This window comes from Pseudomonas sp. MDT2-39-1 (assembly GCF_054898085.1).
Window position 1 is genome coordinate 1,123,403 of record NZ_CM142716.1, and the last position, 17,059, is coordinate 1,140,461.

The window sequence follows — 17,059 nt, forward strand, 5'->3', positions numbered from 1 at the left end:
TCGTGTCGTTCGCGATTCTGTGATCGACACAATCCTGTAGGAGCGAGGCTTGCCCGCGAAGGCGTCCGAAAGATCGACTAATTTCTTTCAGCCAGAAACTTCAACAACGCCTCGGTCACAAACTGCGGATTCTCCAGATTGGAGATATGCCCCGCCTCCGGCACCAGCACGTACGGGCAACCGATCAACGCAGCCATTTCCTTCGTTTCCGACGGCGGCCGCGGTTTGTCCTGATCGCCACACATCACCAACGTCGTTTCAGGATTCAGCTCGCCCAGACGCGGCAACAGATCATCCCGACCAAACGTAATCCGCCCCATCGGCACAATGCTTTGACGCAGACGTTCGGACGGCAACGCAGCCAGTTTGGCGCGGAAATCCTGATACAGCGCCGACTGCGGATCGATCCCCGGACGAAAGAAAATCGGCACCACAATGTCGAGCAGCTGCGGCGCGATCATGCCGGAGTCTTCGATCTGCTTGAACAACGAGAAATAGTATTGGCGAGTCGGTTCCGGCTCGACGCCGACGTAGGTGTCCATCAGCACCAGGCCGTTGATCCGCTGTGGCGCGGCCAGCGCCAGTCGCCCGCCCCACATGCCACCCACCGACAGACCGACCAGCGTGACACGATCAACGTCCAGATGATCGAGCAGCGCCAAGGCCTGACGGGCGATGTCATCCAGCGATTGCGTGCCTTCGGGAAGTGGCCCGGATTCACCGTGACCCCACAGGTCCAGGGCAATAACTCGGTGGTGTTGCGACAACGCAGCAATCTGCGGCGCCCACATGGCCTGGTCCCACAGGTAGCTGCCAGCCAGCAGCACTGCCGGGCCGGTGCCTTGATCGATGTAGTGAAGGGCTTGTCCGTCAATCGTTACGAAGGGCATTGACTGTCTCCTTGGTGAAAACTGGAGTCGGGAGACTGTGCCGCCGGCGATCCGCAGTCAACCTTGTGGTACTTGCGGCGGCCCCTTCGCGGGCAAGCCTCGCTCCTACAGGGATGCGTGAAAACCTGTAGGAGCGAGGCTTGCCCGCGAAGGGGCCCGCGCAGACGCTAGAGAATTACAGCCCCTCCAACTCCGCCATCAGGTCATTCAGGCGATCCACCTTCTCCTCGGTGATGTCACTCGCCGCCAACCCGTCGATGTACTCGGCCAACTCCGCCACCGTGCTGCACTCGAACATCGCCCGCAACGGCACATCGCGATGCAGGGCTTTTTGCACCCGCGAAGCGATCTGCGTCGCCAGCAACGAATGCCCGCCCAGCTCGAAGAAGTTGTCGCGCACGCCTACCTGTTCGACCTTCAGCACCTCAGCCCAGATATCCGCCAACGTCTGCTCCAGCTCATTGCGCGGCGCCTGATAGTCCTGGCTTTGCAACCGCCCGATCTCCAGCGCCGGCAGCGCCTTGCGATCGAGTTTGCCGTTGGCATTGAGCGGCATCCGGTCCAGCCACAACCAATGCAGTGGCACCATGTATTCCGGCAGTTCGGCGCGCAAGCGTTGCTTGATGCGTTCCAGGCATTCGGACGGGTTCAGCGCCGAGTCAGCCGCCACCAGATAGCCAACCAGATGCTTGCCGTTCACGCCTTCTTGCACGCCGACCGCCGCTTCACGCACTTGCGGTTGCTCATGCAGACGCGCTTCGATTTCACCCAGTTCGATGCGGTAACCGCGGATCTTCACTTGATGGTCGATACGCCCGACGTATTCCAGCACACCGTCACTGCGCCGACGGGCCAGGTCGCCGGTGCGATACAGACGATCCCCCGACGCGCCGAACGGGTTCGGTACAAACACCTGAGCGGTGCGCAAAGGATCGCTGACATAACCGCGCCCGACCCCGGTGCCGGCGACACACAACTCGCCCACCGCACCCAACGGCACCAATTCCAGCGCGCCATCGAGCAGGTACAAACGGTTGTTGTCGGTTGGCGTACCGATCGGCAGGTAGCTGCCACGGGTCGAGGCCATGTCCACGCGGAAGAACGCCACGTCGTCCGAGCATTCCGCCGGGCCATAGGCATTCACTAGCCCGATGTCCGGGTAACGCAGCAGCCATTGATGCGCCAGCTCCGGTGGCATTGCTTCACCGGTCGGCAACATCCAGCGCAGGCCATCGAGGCTCATGCGTTCCTGGGCGAGCATGCCCTGAATCAGCGACGGCACGCTTTCCAGCACGGTAATGCCTTGGGTCGACACGTGCGCCAGCAACCCTTGTGGATCATGGGCGATGGTGTTCGGCACGATGTCCACCCGCGCCCCGAACAGCGGCGCGGCGAGGAACTGCCAGACCGAAATGTCGAAGCTTTGCGAAGCCGTCTGGGCGATCACGTCGGCATCGCTCAAATTCAAGTACGGCGCTTTGCTCAATTGGTTGTTGAGCATGCCGCGCTGCTCGACCATCACGCCTTTCGGCAAACCGGTGGAACCCGAGGTGTAGATCACGTAAGCGAGGTTGTCCGGGCCACTGTAAATACCCGGATTCGCCACCGAGACACCGCTCGCCAGCACCTCTTCCCAGACCAGCAACTTCGGCCGAATGGCGCAACCGAACTCTTCCAGCAGTGCGATGGCTTGCTCGCGGCAGGCCTGCGTGCAGACCAGCAACGGTGTGCGGCTCAGGTCGATGATCCGGCTCAGGCGCTGACTCGGCAGCCCCGGATCCAGCGGCAGATAACCCGCCCCCGCCTTAAAGCTGCCGATGATCATGCCGAGCAAATCGAGGTTACGTTCAGCCAACAACGCCACCGGTTGATCCAGCCCGACCCCGGCCGCGATCAACGCATGACCGAGGCGGTTGCTGCGCTGGTTCAGCTCAACGTAACTGTGTTGCTGGTCCTGGCAACTGGCGGCAATGCGCTGCGGATGCTGAGCGACCTGCGCTTCGAACAACGCGGCATAACTTTGCTCCAGCGGGTAATCGTGCTCGCTCTGGTTGCAGCCATGGATCAGGAAATCCTGTTCCTCGGCGCCCAGCAGCGGCAGATCGGCCATGTCGCCATGGAAACCGTCGACCAGCGCCAGCAGCAACCGCTTGAACTCACCGAGCATGCGCTCGACGGTCGATTCGTCGAAATAGCGCTGGTCGTAAGACAGGTGCAGCCCCAGGTCATCGCCCGGATAGCAGACCGCCGTCAGCGGGAAGTTGGTGTGGGTGCGGCCCGAATCCGACGTGGCATTGAGGCTCTGCGCACGGTCCAGCACCGAGACTTCCACCGGCGCGTTTTCGAACACAAACAGGCTGTCGAACAGCGGCTGGCCCTTGGGCAGTTCACTGTTTTCCTGGATGCTCACCAGCGGCAGGTATTCGTACTCGCGCAGTTGCATGTTGCTGTCGAGCAAACCGCTCAGCCACTGGCGCACGCTGCAACGTTGATCGTCTTCGGGCATTTTCACCCGCAGCGCAATGCTGTTGATGAACAGCCCGACGGTGCGTTGCATTTCCGGCATTTCCACCGGACGCCCGGCCACCGTGACACCGAACAACACGTCGCGATCACCGCTCAATCGCCGCAGCACCAGTGCCCACGCCGCTTGAGCGAAGGTGTTGATGGTCAGCTGATGCGCTTGCGCCAGTTCGCGCAGTTGCGCACCGTCACGGGCATCGAGGCGGGTGTAGCGGTCACCGACGACCATGCCGCCGCTTTCACCGGCATGTTCGCGCAGGAATGGTCGGTCGCTCGGGATCGGCGTGGTCCGCTCGAAACCTTGCAGGTTGGATTTCCACCACTGCCGCGCCTCAGCCAGGCTCTGGCGTTGCAGCCAGCCGATGTAGTCGCGATAACGCGGCGGTACGGCCAGTTGTGCCTCTCGACCTTCGCCGAGGGCGGTATAGATTTCGAAGAAATCGTTCATCAACAGCGAGCGGCACCAGGCATCGATGAGGATGTGGTGGTTGCTCATCATAAACCAGTAACGCGCCGCGCCGACCTTGATCAGGCGCAGGTGGAACGGTGCCTGATTGAGCAGATCGAACCCGGCTTCGCGCTCGCTTTTGAGCAGTGCTTGCAGTTTTGGCTCCTGCTCAGCTTCGGCAATCGCGGTCCAGTCGAGGACTTCAATCGGCGTGCTGCCGGGTTTGTGTATCACTTGCAGCATGTCTTCGCCGACGTTCCAGCAGAACGAGGCGCGCAGGGCTTCGTGGCGGGCGATCACCGCTTGCCAGGCCTGGGCGAAACGCTGCGGATCGAGTTCGCTGTTGATGCGGTAGCGATCCTGCATGTAGTAGAGGCCGGTGCCCGGTTCCAGCAAGGTGTGCAGCAGCATGCCTTCCTGCATCGGGGTCAGCGGGTAGACGTCTTCGATGACCGCGGGCGGAATCGGCAGCGCGTCAAGCTGTGGCTGAGTCAGTTTGGCCAGCGGGAAGTCGGACGGCGTCAGGCCGCCGGCATCGTCCTGCAAGCAATGCGCGATCAGGCTTTGCAGTTCGCTCAGGTAAGCATTCGCCAGGTCGGTGATTGCTTGCGGTTCGTGGCGTTCGGCGCTGAACGTCCAGCGCAGCACCAGTTCACCGCCATAAACCTGGCTGTCGACGCTCAGCTCATTGGGCAGCGGCGCGTGCGGATCGTGGGCCGCGCCGACGGGCTCGTCCAGTGGACGGAACAACGCGTCCGCGCCGAAGCTCTGGTCGAATTGACCGAGGTAGTTGAAGGTGATCGGCGCCACCGGCAACGCGGCCAGGGTCTGACGACTCAGGTCATCAGCCAGATAACGCAGCACGCCATAACCCAGACCTTTGTGCGGCACGGCGCGCAGTTGTTCCTTGATCGCCTTGATCGAAGCGCCCTGCCCGTTCGCCGGCACGAGGCGTAATGGATAAGCGCTGGTGAACCAGCCGACGGTGCGGGTCAGGTCGATCTCGTCGAACAGGGTTTCGCGGCCATGGCCTTCGAGTTGAATCAGCGCCGATTCCTGTCCGCTCCAGTTGCACAGCACCCGGGCCAACGCAGTCAACAGCAGATCGTTGACCTGGGTGCGATAGGCGCTCGGGGCCTGTTGCAGCAACTGGCGAGTACGCTCGGCATCCAACCGCACGCTGACGGTTTGTGCATGACGATTTTGCTGGCCACCTTGCAGACGATCACACGGCAACTCAACGCTCGGCCCAGCCAGCCGAGATTGCCACCAGCTCAGTTCTTCACGCAGGGATTCACTGCCGGCATACGCCTGCAAGCGTGCGGCCCAATCCTTGAACGCACTGGTTTTCGCCGGCAGTTTGACCGACTGTTGCGCGTCCAGCTGACGGTAAACGGTTTGCAGATCGTCCAGCAAAACACGCCACGAAACACCGTCCACCACCAGGTGGTGAATGGCGATGAACAACCGTTGTTGGCCTTCAGGACCATCGACCAGCAGCACGCGCATCAGCGGCCCATGTTCGAGGTCGAGGCTGCGCTGGGCATCGGCGAACAGCGCGGCGCATTTGTCCATGGACGAAACACGCACTTGCCACAACACCGGCACGTCAGAAATCGGCTGATGCTCGGCGTGCCATTGCGCGCCGGCTTGGATGAAACGCAAGCGCAACGCATCGTGCTGTTCGATCACCGCCAGCAGCGCTTGCTCCAGGCGATGGGGTTCCAGCACGACGGTCGGTTCCAGCATCAACGCCTGGTTCCAGTGCTGACGCTGGGGAATGTCGGTGTCGAAGAACCAGTGCTGAATCGGCGTCAGACGCGATTCGCCAGCGAGTAAGCCCTGCTCGGCAGCGACCTGCTCCGTGCGGGTCGCCACGGCAGCCAGGGTCTGCACGGTCTGGTGCTGGAACAGGTCACGCGGACTGAAATGAATGCCCTGCTGCCGCGCACGGCTGACCACCTGGATCGACAGGATCGAATCGCCGCCCAGTTCGAAGAAGTTGTCGTTGAGGCCCACTTGCTCAACGTTCAACACTTCGCACCAGATGCCGGCCAAGGTCAGTTCCAGCTCGTTGCTCGGCGCCACGTAGTGCTGACGGTTCAGTTCCGGGTCCGGTGCCGGCAACGCGCGGCGGTCGAGTTTGCCGTTGGCGGTCAGCGGCATGCTGGCCAGCAGGATCAGGTGCGTCGGCACCATGTAATCCGGCAACTGCGATTTGAGGTGAATCTTCAGCGCTTCGCGCAGCGCCGCTTGTTGCGTCTCGTCCTGCTCGGCGACGTCGGTCACCAGATAGCCGACCAGTTGTTTGCCGCTCGGTGCGTCGAGGGCCAGCACCACGGCTTCGCGGATCGACTCATGCTCCAGCAGGCGGGTTTCGATTTCACCGAGTTCGATGCGGAAGCCGCGAATCTTCACTTGATGGTCGATGCGCCCGAGGTACTCCACCAGACCATCGGCACGCTGGCGCACAAGGTCGCCCGTGCGGTACAGACGCCCGCCATTGGCTGCGAACGGATCCGCCACAAACCGCTCGGCGGTCATGCCCGGACGCTGGTGATAACCCTGCGCCAGGCCGGCACCGCCGACGTACAACTCGCCGGTCGCGCCTTGCGGCACCAAGGCCAGGTCAGCGTCGAGAATGTACGCCACCCTCGCGCCGATCACGCTGCCGATCGGCACGCTGCCCAAGCCTTCTTCCAGTTGCTCAGGTGCCAGGCTCGCCAGCGGCATGACCACGGTTTCGGTCGGGCCATAGGCGTTGAAAAACAGGCTCGGTTTGAACGCCGCGCGAATTCGCGCCAGGTGTTCGCCGGTCAGAGCTTCGCCACCCGTGATGCACATGCGCACCGGCAGGGTTTCGCCCTGGGTCGCCAGCCATTGCGCTAACTGGCTACCGTAGCTTGGGGTGAAGCCGAGGATATTGATGTTGTGACGGCGAATCAGACCGCAGATTTCTTCCGCGTCCCACTGGCCTTGCGCACGCAGAACGACTTGCGCCCCACTCAACAACGGCACCAGCAAACGCTCGGTCGCGGCGTCGAAGTTGATTGAATAGAAATGCAGCTCGCAGTCGTCCGGGCGCATGCCGAAGCGCTCGATCACGGCGCGGCAGTGCATGGCGATTTCACCGTGGGACGCCACCACGCCTTTTGGTTTGCCAGTAGAGCCCGAGGTGTAAATCAGGTACGCCTGATGTTGTGGCAGGCTGATAAACGGCAGTTCAGTGGCTGGGTAATTGGCCAACTCGGCGGCGTCCTCTTCGAGGCACCAGCGAGCGACGGTTGTCGGCAACTCGCCGAGCGCGTCGAACATCGCCGCATCGCTGAGCAGCAGACCGATGCCGCTGTCTTCGATCATGTAATGCAGGCGATCCAGCGGGTATTCCGGGTCCAGCGGCACATAAGCGCCGCCGGCCTTGAGGATCGCCAACAGGCCGATGACCATTTCCAGCGAACGCTCAAGCGCCAGGCCGACGCGAACCTGCGGGCCAACGCCGCGCTCGCGGAGCATCCAGGCCAGGCGATTGGCGCGGCTGTCGAGTTCGGCGTAGCTCAGGGTTTGACCCGCAAACGTCAACGCCGGAGCCTCCTTGCGGACCAGTGCCTGCTCGCTGAACAGGTGATGAATGCACTGGTCGAGGCGATGCTCGCCCGGCTCGACGCCAAGGCTGTCCAGCAGCGTTTGCTGTTCCGTGGCTTCCAGCAACGGCAGTTCGCTGAGGCGCTGTTGCGGATCGCTCAGCAGCGCTTCCAGCAGATTGCGCCAGTGCCCGGCCATGCGCGCAATGCGTGGCTCATCGAACAAATCGGTGCTGTAAGTCAGGCAGCAACCCAGTCGATGATCGAGGTCGGTGACTTCCAGGTTGAGGTCGAACTTGGTCGCGCGTGCATCGTTGGCCAGGTACTCGACGGTCATGCCGGCCAGGGTGCGGCTCTGCTGGAATTCCCAGCGCTGTACATTGCACATCACCTGGAACAACGGGTTGTAAGCGGCGCTGCGCGGTGGCTGCAACGCCTCCACCAGATGATCGAACGGCAGGTCTTGATGGGACTGGCCTTCTATCACGGTGTGGCGCACCTGCTCGAACAACTCGCCGACGGACATCTGCCCGTGGAGCTGGCAACGCAACACCTGGGTGTTGAGAAACGCACCGATCAGCCCTTCGCTTTCCGGGCGAATCCGGTTGGCCACCGGTGCGCCGATGCGCAGGTCGGTCTGGCCGCTGTAGCGGTAAAGCAGCACGGCCAGCGCGGCGGTCATGGTCATGAACAGAGTCAGACCGTTTTGCGCGTTGAAGGCGCGAACCCGTGCGGCGAGGTCATCGCTCAGGTCGAAACGGAACAGTTCGCCCTGATGGCTTTGCACCGGCGGACGCGGACGGTCGGCCGGCAATTCCAGCAGCGGATGTTCGCGGCCCAGTTGTGCGGTCCAGTAGTCGAGTTGGCGTTGACGCTCGCCGGACTCCAGCCACTGGCGCTGCCAGACGCTGTAATCCAGGTACTGCACCGGCAGCGGTGCCAACGGCGATTCGCGGTCATCGACGAACGCTTCGTAAAGCGCGCTCAATTCACGGGCGAAAATGTCCATCGCCCAGCCTTCGGTGACGATGTGGTGCAGGGTCAGCACCAGGTAGTGTTCGTGCGTGGCGGTCTTGACCAGGCAGGCGCGCAGCAGCGGACCGGTTTCCAGATCGAACGGTTTATGCGCCTCGTCGTCAGCCAGTTGTTGCACGCACTGTTCACGACTGTCGGCGTCCAGCGCCGAGAAATCTTTCCAGTCCATGCGCATGCCGGTTTGCGCATGCACCCGTTGCTGGGCCACACCGTCGATGCTCGGGAACGTGGTGCGCAGGGTTTCGTGACGCAGGATCAGCGCTTGCAGCGCCGCTTCGAAACGCCCGACATCCAGCACACCGCGCAGCCGCGCCATGCCGCCGACGTTGTAGGCCGGGCTGTCCGGCTCCATCTGCCAGAGGAACCACATGCGCTGCTGGGAATAGGACAGCGGCACCGGTTGGCTACGGTCGACTTTTTCTATCGGCGGTTGCTGGTTGGTGTTGCCGCTGGCCTGGATCAATTGCACCTGTTCGGCGAACGCCCCCAGTTCGCTGTTTTCGAACAGCGCTCGCAGCGGCAACTCGACGTCGCAGGCCTGACGGGTACGGGAGATGATTTGCGTGGCCAACAACGAATGACCGCCGAGGGCGAAGAAATCGTCGCGCAAGCCGATCTGTTTTTGGCCTAGCACTTCACGCCAGATGCCGGCGATTTGTTGCTCCAGTGCAGTGATTGGTTCGACGTGTTCGCGCACTTGCCACTGTGGTTCGGGCAAGGCGCGACGGTCGAGTTTGCCACTCGGACTCAGGGGCATTTCGTCCAGACGCATCAACTGCGCCGGGACCATGTATTCCGGCAACTCAGCCGCCAGTGCGGTTTTAAGGCGTGCGGTTTGCGTGTCTTCGGATTCGGTTGAGTCGGTGGCGGTGTAGTAACCGATCAACTGCCCACCGGCCGATGTCTCACGCACCAGCACCACGGCTTGGGCGACGCCATTCTGGGTCAGCAAACGGGCTTCGATTTCTTCCGGTTCAACGCGAAAGCCGCGCAGTTTGACCTGCTGATCGAGACGACCGAGGTATTCGATCACGCCATCCGCCGTCCAGCGCGCACGGTCGCCGGTGCGGTACAGACGCGCGCCCTGCTCGCCCAGTGGATCGACCACGAAGCGTTCGGCGGTCAGGCCCGGACGGCCCAAATAGCCCCGAGCCAGACCAATACCGCTGATACACAGTTCACCCGGCACACCGGCCGGCACCGGGTTGAGGTCGCCGTCGAGCACGCGGCACACCACGTTGCCCAACGGACGGCCAATCGGCGAGCGCTCGCCATCGCCGCGGGTGCAGTGCCAATGGGTGACGTTGATCGCGGTTTCGGTCGGGCCGTAGCGGTTGTGCAGTTGTACGGCGGGCAGCTGTTCCAGAACGCGGTTGCGCAGTTCGGCGGGCAAGGCTTCGCCACCGGAGAACACCCGGCGCAAGCTGGTGCATTCGGCGGTCAGCGGCTCATCAATGAACAACGAAAGCAGCGGCGGTACGAAGTGCAGCGTGGTCACGCCGTATTGCTGGACCAACTGCGCGATGCGATGCGGATCGCGATGCTCGCCGGGGCCGGCGATCAGCAAGCGTGCGCCAGTGATCAGCGGCCAGAAGCACTCCCACACCGACACGTCGAAACTGATCGGGGCTTTTTGCATCAGCACGTCGGTGTCGTTCAAACCGTAGGTGTTCTGCATCCATTCCAGCCGCTCGGCCAGCGCCGCATGGGTGATGCCGACGCCTTTCGGTTGACCGGTCGAACCCGAGGTGTAAATCACGTAGGCCAGGTTGTCGCCGTGCAAATGCAGGCCCGGTGCCTGGCTTGGCCAGTTCTCCAGATGCAAGGCGTCCATGGCGATCACGCTGACGCCGTCGGTGGCCGGCAAGCGTTCGAGTAATCCGGTTTGGGTCAGCAGCAATTCGACGCCGCTGTCACTGAGCATGTAGGCCAGGCGCTCGGCCGGGTAATCCGGGTCCAGCGGCACGTAGGCGCCACCGGCCTTGATGATCGCCAGCAGGCCGATCAGCAACTGCGGCGAACGCTCCGCGGCGATGGCCACGCAAACGTCCGGACCGACGCCTTTGTCGCGCAGGTAATGGGCCAGGCGGTTGGCCTGGGTGTGCAGTTCAGCGAAATCGAGGCTGCCGCCGTCCCACATCAGCGCGGTGCGTTCCGGGGTCAGGCGCGCTTGTTCGTTGAGCAGCTCCGGCAGCCATTGGCTGGCCGGTGTGCAGGGTGCGGCGCTCCAGGAAGTGTGTTGGCCGTTTTCGTCTGGGGTCAGCAGTTGCAGGTCGCCGATGGCGGTTGACGGCTGTACGCAAATGGCCCGCAGCAGGTTGCTGAAGTGCTCGGCAAGACGCTCGATGGTCGTCGCGTCGAACCTTTCGCTGGCATAGTCGAAGGACAGGCTCAGGCGACCTTTCTGGTCTTCTTCGCTGTGCAGTTGCAGGTCGAACTTGGCTTCGCGGCTGTGCCACGGCAGTTCTTCGGCGAGCAATCCAGGCAGACGGCGCAGTGCGCTCAAATCCCGTTGCTGGTGGTTGAACATCACCTGGAACAGGCCTTGCTCGCGAGCCTGCGGGAACGCTTCCAGCAATTGTTCGAAGGGCAGATCCTGATGCGCTTGTGCGCCGAGCGCGGCGTGACGGGTTTGCACCAGCAGCTCAACGAATGGCAGACGCGGATCCACCTCGGCGCGCAGCACTTGGGTGTTGATGAAGAAGCCGATCAGCCCCTGGGTTTCCAGGCGCGGGCGGTTGGCATTCGGCACGCCGATGCGGATGTCGCGCTGGCCGCTGTAGCGGTGCAGCAGGCTTTGGAACGCGGCGAGCAACAGCATAAACGGCGTCGATTCCTGCGCCTGGGCGGTCTGGCGAATGGCGTCGCTCAAGGTCGCGTCCAGCTTTATGGAATGACGAGCAGCGCTGTAAATGTGCTGGGCCGAGCGTGGGTGATCGGTGGCCAGGTTCAGAGTGGGATGTTCCTCACCCAGCTGCGCTTTCCAGTAGGCCAGTTGGCGCTCGCCCTCCCCTTGCGCCAGCCATTGACGCTGCCAGCTGCCGTAGTCGGCGTAGTGCGTGAGCAATGCCGGCAGTGTCGCTGTTTGCCCTTGGGACGCCGCGGCGTACAGGCGCGAGAACTCGTCGATCAGTACGTTCAGCGACCAGCCATCGGCGATGATGTGGTGCATCGTCACCAACAGCTGATGGTCCTCATCGTCGAGGCGCACCAGCGTCACCCACAGCAGCGGGCCTTTCTCCAGATCGAACTGGGTACGGGCTTCGTCCTCACGGATTTGCAGTGCGCAAGTTTCACGCTCGGCGGTGGGCAGGTCGCTGATGTCGATCAATTGCAGGTTGAATTCGCTCGCCGCATCGACCTGTTGCAGTGCCACGCCGTCACGTTCGAAGAACCGCGTACGCAGGGATTCATGACGTTCGATCAATTGCTGGAAGCTGGCGCGCAAGGCGTCTTCGTCCAGCTCGCCGCGCAGGCGCAAGGCGCCGGGAATGTTGTAGGCGCTGCTCTGCGGGTCGAGCTGCCAAGTGATCCAGAGACGGTTTTGCGCCAGGGATTGCGGCATCGGTTCGTTGCGAGGCAGTGTGGTGATCGCGCCTTGGGCCAGGCCGCCGTCCTGTTGCAACTGAGCGACAGCGGCGGTGAACGCGCCAAGGGTTGGCGCTTCGAACAGCAGGCGCAGATTCAGCTCCAGACCGAGTGCTTCACGCAGGCGCGCGACCACTTGCGTGGCGGCGATGGAGTTGCCACCGAGCAGGAAGAAGTGATCGTCGGCGTTGACCTGTTTGACCTGCAGTTGCTCGCACCAGATCTGGCCGATCAGGGTTTGCAGCTCGGAACCTGATTCGGGTTGGGATTCGCCCTGAACGTCCGCCGACGGAAACAGCGCAAAGCTGTCGAGGCTACCGTCCGCCAGTCGATTTCGGCAGGCCGAACGTTGCAGTTTGCCGCTGGAGGTCTTGGGCAACGCGCCCGGGTTGAGCAACACCACCATGCTCGGCGCTTCCTGATACGCCTCGGCCACGGCTTGGCGAATGGCTTTGATCAGGGCGTCGGGTGGGAGGATTTTCTGCACACTGCGGCTGATTTCTGCGGCGATGCCGATACCTTCCTGACCGTCGACGTTGACGGCGAAAGCGGCCACGCGACCTTTGCGCACCACTTCCACTTCGCGTTCGACGGTCTGCTCGATGTCCTGCGGGTAAAGGTTGTGACCGCGCACGATCAGCATGTCTTTCAGGCGTCCGGTGATGAACAATTCACCGTCACGCATGAAACCCAGGTCTCCAGTGCGCAACCAGGTCCGGTCGTTGTGCTGGACGAAGGTCTTGGCGCTGGCCTCGGGGTTGCGCCAGTAGCCATGGGCGATGCTCGGCCCGGCGGCCCAGACTTCGCCGACCACGTTGTCGGCGAGTTCATTGAGCGCGACCGGATCGACAATCAGCACCGCGTGATCCGGCTGACTGATGCCGCAACTCATGATCGCGCTGCCAACGCCTGCCTCCGCACGGTTCTGGGCCAAGGCTTGATCGTCCACGCACAGGTTGCCGATGCCCTGACCGCGCGGGGTTCCGGCGACGAACAAAGTGGCTTCGGCCAACCCGTAAGACGCCATGAAGCTGTCGGTGGTGAAACCGCACGCCGCGAATTTCTCGCCAAAGCGATCGAGGGTGTCGAGACGAATCGGTTCGGAGCCGGAATACGCCACGCGCCAGCCACTCAGGTCGAGGCGCTCCAGCGCTGATTCGCTGACGCGTTCGCTGCACAGGCGGTAGGCGAAATCCGGTCCGCCGCTGATGGTGCCGCCGTATTCGCTGATCGCTTCCAGCCAGCGCAACGGCCGACCAAGGAAATAGGCCGGCGACATCAACACGCACGGCACGCCGCTGAAAATCGGCTGCAACAGACCACCGATCAGGCCCATGTCGTGGTACAGCGGCAGCCAGCTGACGATCACATCATCCGGGTTCAGATCGATGCCGAAACCATGACGAATCAGCAGTTCGTTGGCCACCAGATTTCCGTGGCTGACTTGCACACCTTTGGGTAGCGCGGTGGAACCTGAGGTGTATTGCAGGAACGCGATGTGGTCGTCTGCCAGGTTCGGCTCGATCCAGCTGTCGGCCAAGGCACCGTCGAGGGTGTCGACGCAAAGCAGCGGCGGCGCACCTTCAATCTGCTGCAAGGCGTCGCGCAGGCCGGCGCTGGTCAGCAACAAGCGCGGCTCGGCGTCGCTGATGATCGACAGCAGACGTTCCTGGTGATGACGTTTAGCCGACTCGGGTGGATAGGCCGGCACCGCGATCACACCGGCATACAGGCAGCCAAAAAACGCCGCGACGTAATCCGGGCCACTGGGAAACAGCAGCACGGCGCGATCGCCGAATTCAGCCTCGGCCTGCAACGCACCAGCAATGGTTCGCGCCCGCAGATCCAGGTCGCGATAACTGAGGACCACAGCCTGATCCGGGGTTTCGGCGAGAAAACGCAAGGCCACCCGATCCGGCGTCAGGGCCGCGCGGCGCTGGAGGGCTTGGACCAGATTGCTTGGGAGTTCGAACGCGTCGGTCATGAGGTTTCCTGCCTGAATTCGGCTTGCAAATGGAATCGGTTTTCTTACGTCACGCCCATAGAAGGGCATGCAGGACGCGGTCTTCGCCGACTGCGCAAGGCATTGGGAATGCTGTTTTGGCCGGGATTTACCCGGCACCTTTCACCAATGAGAACGGATGACGTCTTGAAATAATTAGTCGGCAGGCTTGACCGCCAAGGGGTTTGGATGCCGCAAGCAGGTGCGGCAGCGTGTCGCAGTTCTCACTCCGCACCATCGCGCCGCATTAATTCTCTTTCTCAATTGACAATCATTATCATTAAGAATAATTTGTCGCTCGATGTGTAGGCCGGCCCCCCTCGCCGTCCCACCAACCTATTGGCAGCAAGGTGATTTCCATGACGGAACAAGTATCCACAAGCAGGTGCGATTCACCGCTACTTCAGGCCTTTGTCGACAACCGACTGATTCTGGTCAAAATTGCAGCCCGCATTACCGGCTGCCGGTCGCGTGCTGAAGACGTGGTCCAGGATGCGTTTTTCCGACTGCAATCGGCGCCGCAAATCACGTCGTCCTTCAAGGCTCAGCTCAGTTATCTGTTCCAGATCGTGCGCAACCTGGCGATCGACCACTATCGCAAACAGGCGCTGGAGCAGAAGTATTCAGGGCCGGAAGAGGAAGGTCTGAACGTGGTGATTCAGGGCGCTTCGCCGGAAACCTCGCACATCAATTTCTCGACCCTGGAAAACATTGCCGATGCGCTGACGGAGCTGCCGAGCCGCACCCGTTACGCCTTCGAGATGTACCGCCTGCACGGTGTGCCGCAAAAGGACATCGCCAAGGAACTCGGCGTCTCACCGACCCTGGTCAACTTCATGATTCGCGATGCGCTGGTGCACTGCCGCAAGGTGTCTGGCAATCGTGCGGATACCTTTGCCCGCCGCTAAAAGCTTCGCGGGCAAGCCTCGCTCCTACTGGTTTGTCGCTGAATCACATTCAACCGCAAATCCTGTAGGAGCGAGGCTTGCCCGCGAAGACTGACTCAAGGTCGGTGCAAACCTTGAGCTGTCCCCATCAAGCCAACGCACACCGATCAAAAAACCGCTCACGCCCCAGCATCATCAACGCCGCGCGCTTGTGTGGGAAGTCAAACTCTTTCTCGCAGTGGTAACCCTGGTTTTGCATGTACCCGATCATCTTCGCGTTGTCGGCGCGAGGCTCGGCGACCACGCGCTGAGTGCGCGGGTCGTCGAGAAACAGGTAATGCGTCAGCGCCGATAACCAGCTCGCCACCTTGTGCGGGCCGCGGTGATTTTCTTCGCCCACCAGCATGTGGATACCGCGGTCGTAATCGCCGGCGTCATAGAACGGCGCGATGCGATCTTCCTTGGCCCAATAGGCTTCGAAATAGGCAAACGGCTGATCATCGAAACAACCGATCAGCGTCACCGTGTGCGGGTCCGCCTCAAGCTTGCTCAGGTATTCACGGTGCTGTTCGAGGCTGCCCTCCTCCTGCCAGAAACTCGCCACCCGCGGGCTGTTCTGCCAGCGATTGAAACGCGCCAGGTCCAGGTCGATGTCCACCGTACGCAGGGAAATCCAGGCGCCAAGCCGCGCATCGAAGCGCCGATAGACTTCACCCCGTGGTTTTATCGGGCGCAGTGGATGACGCTTGCCGCCACTGATGACCATACGCGGGGGATAACTGGCGGCCAGCGACTCGCCCTGCCAAGGCTGAGGCAATTGCCAGAACATCGTGCGTTCGCAGCGGTATTGGCCAACGGTTTCAGTGGGTATCAGCAAACCGCTCGACAAGGCGTCGGTGGGCGATTGCTGAAGTTGGAAAATCACCTGCTGACACGCCGGATCACGGGCGAACAGCCAATAACAGGTCGCCCAGAGTGCCTGCCCTTCAAAGGTGTCGAAGCGCTTTTCTATCTGCACCTGCAACTCGGGTTTACGGGTCAGGCGTAGCTCGATCAGTGGCTGCCCTTCCAGGCTGAGGTGCAGGCGAGTCTGGGTTTCATCAGCTACAAGACGGCTTCCGTTGGGCAGGGCCAGGGCAGTCAGGTCATTCAGATTGGGCATGGGTCGGGCTCACGATAATCGTCGACAGTTCAACGATGTGACGTGAGCTGGGGCAAAAAATTTAAGCGAAGTCGCGAATGACGCGACCTGCGGTGCCCATCAGGGTTTGGGCACCGGCACCACCGCGATCTTGTACGGATCGAAAATCTTCAGCATCTGGCCATTGTCCCGCAACCCTTGCAGCAACTTGCCGAACGCTTCGCCACCGATGGGCGCGGCCGGACGCAGGATCGCGTAGTGGTGATAGACCTGATCGATGCTCTGGGACACCAGCAACTGATCAGCCACTTGCTCGTTGCGCAGCAGGTATTCGCTCAGGTAGGAGCGCGTCACCAGGGCAACGTCGGCCCGCCCGCGCAGCACCATCAGCAAGTTGCTGTCATGGGAATAGGTCAGCGTGGCGTTGTAGTTCTGCGCTAGGAATTTCGGGTCGGCATTGAAGTTGGCGAACTCATAGTGATAGCCGCTGAACAGGGCCAGACGCTTGCCGGTGAGGTCGGCAAAATAGCTTTGCTGGCGATCGGGCTCACGTTGCGCGACGAAAATCTCGGCGTCTTCAAGGCCCATGTCGACGCTGGTGTGGGGAATGTCCTTCCAGCCCCAGTCCGGGTTCTCGAAAATGGCCATATCGACCCGACCTTGCTTGAAATCACCGAACCTGCGGGGAATCGAAGTCGGCACCAGAACGAACTGATAGTCACTCTGCAATTGATTCAAGGCTTCGACCAATTGCGGCAACAGGCCCGTGTCGGCACCGGATTCGGGGCGCACGGTATAAGGCGGGAAATGTGCGGCACCGACCCGCACCAGTTGCGCAGCCTGGGATGGCAACACCCAGACTGCCACGAGCGACGCCAGCAAAAGCTGCGAGGCCGTCCTAATTGGCGAAGACATCAAAACAACCCACTCCCCAAAAAATACCCATCAATGCATTCAAGCTAGG

The 17,059-nt window shown here is 61.8% G+C and carries 5 protein-coding genes; 1 reads left to right on the plus strand and 4 read right to left on the minus strand.

The window, feature by feature from the left end; genetic code table 11:
- Positions 1–77: 77 nt before the first annotated feature.
- The gene (locus tag ACYZTM_RS05650; protein WP_461987514.1) at positions 78–890 is read right to left on the minus strand and encodes an alpha/beta fold hydrolase; all 813 of its coding nucleotides are present in this window, start codon (positions 888–890) and stop codon (positions 78–80) included.
- Between the two features lie 175 nt (positions 891–1,065).
- Positions 1,066–14,049: a non-ribosomal peptide synthetase gene (locus tag ACYZTM_RS05655; protein WP_461987516.1), complete on the minus strand. Its 12,984-nt coding sequence runs from the start codon at positions 14,047–14,049 to the stop codon at positions 1,066–1,068.
- Positions 14,050–14,426: 377 nt separating this feature from the next.
- Between ACYZTM_RS05655 and ACYZTM_RS05660 the strand changes: the two genes are divergently transcribed.
- A complete protein-coding gene (locus ACYZTM_RS05660) occupies positions 14,427–14,975 on the plus strand; it encodes an RNA polymerase factor sigma-70 (RefSeq protein ID WP_131060086.1) in 549 nt (182 codons plus the stop codon).
- A gap of 127 nt (positions 14,976–15,102) precedes the next feature.
- On the opposite strand, the gene ACYZTM_RS05665 is transcribed toward ACYZTM_RS05660, so the two are convergent.
- Together ACYZTM_RS05665 and ACYZTM_RS05670 are read right to left on the minus strand one after the other, a co-directional pair.
- The gene (locus tag ACYZTM_RS05665) at positions 15,103–16,116 is read right to left on the minus strand and encodes a GNAT family N-acetyltransferase (protein ID WP_131060085.1); all 1,014 of its coding nucleotides are present in this window, start codon (positions 16,114–16,116) and stop codon (positions 15,103–15,105) included.
- A gap of 99 nt (positions 16,117–16,215) precedes the next feature.
- Positions 16,216–17,010, minus strand: coding sequence for a substrate-binding periplasmic protein (locus tag ACYZTM_RS05670; protein WP_178083829.1), 795 nt, complete (start codon positions 17,008–17,010; stop codon positions 16,216–16,218).
- Between the last annotated feature and the right edge of the window lie 49 nt (positions 17,011–17,059).